This window comes from Kitasatospora sp. NRRL B-11411 (genome assembly GCF_000721345.1).
GTDB classification, from domain to species: Bacteria; Actinomycetota; Actinomycetes; order Streptomycetales; family Streptomycetaceae; genus Kitasatospora; species Kitasatospora cineracea.
In genome coordinates this window covers 1-699 of the sequence record NZ_JOGH01000317.1, presented here as the reverse complement: position 1 = coordinate 699, position 699 = coordinate 1, and the positions used below count along the sequence as shown (strand labels likewise).

The window sequence follows — 699 nt, the reverse complement described above, 5'->3', positions numbered from 1 at the left end:
CTTGACGGTGATGACCGGGGCGCCGGTGGTGACGGTGGAGGTGACCTGGAAGGACGCGGCGAACACCGACTGGGTGGCGACGGGGCCGGTGGGGCCCTGGGCGACGTCGACGGCGTCGGTGATCAGGCCGGACCCGAGGCGCAGGGCGGTGCGGGCGGCGACCTCCTTGTTCTCGCCGGAGGAGGTGACCAGGATCGCGGCGGCGCCGCTGTCCTTGGCGATCTGGGTCAGCGCGTCGACCTTGGGCACCACTCCGGCGCCGAGGACGACGGCGGAGGGGGTGCCCAGGCGGCGGGCGAGGGTCAGCAGTTCGAGGGCGGGCTTGCGCACGGCGCCGTCGGCGTGGTCGACGAGGACCAGGATCTCGGTCATGGTCGGTGGCTCCTGGGGATGCGTGGAAGAAGGGGTGACGAGCCGTCAGGTGAGCGTTCCTGCAGCGGCGTTGTCCATCGACGGGGTGCTCCGGCCGGGTCGGCCGCCGGTCGAGCGGCCGCCGGTCGAGCGGCCGCCGGCCGAGCGACTGGGGCTCGGGGTGGCGGCCGCCGGGCCGGGCACGGTGGCGCGGCCCGTCAGATGAACTTCTGCTCGGCGAGGTAGGCGGCGAGCTGCTTGCCGCCCTCGCCCTCGTCGGTCACGATGACGCCCTTGGTGCGGGCGGGGCGGGCGGTGACGTCCTCGACCTTGCTCCAGGCGCCGGCC

The 699-nt window shown here is 74.7% G+C and carries 2 pseudogenes; both read right to left on the bottom strand.

The window, feature by feature from the left end:
* A pseudogene (locus tag IH44_RS0140140) lies at nt 1-372 on the bottom strand (electron transfer flavoprotein subunit alpha/FixB family protein); the annotation flags it as partial.
* A gap of 197 nt (nt 373-569) precedes the next feature.
* Nucleotides 570-699, bottom strand: a pseudogene (locus IH44_RS46110) (electron transfer flavoprotein subunit beta); the annotation flags it as partial.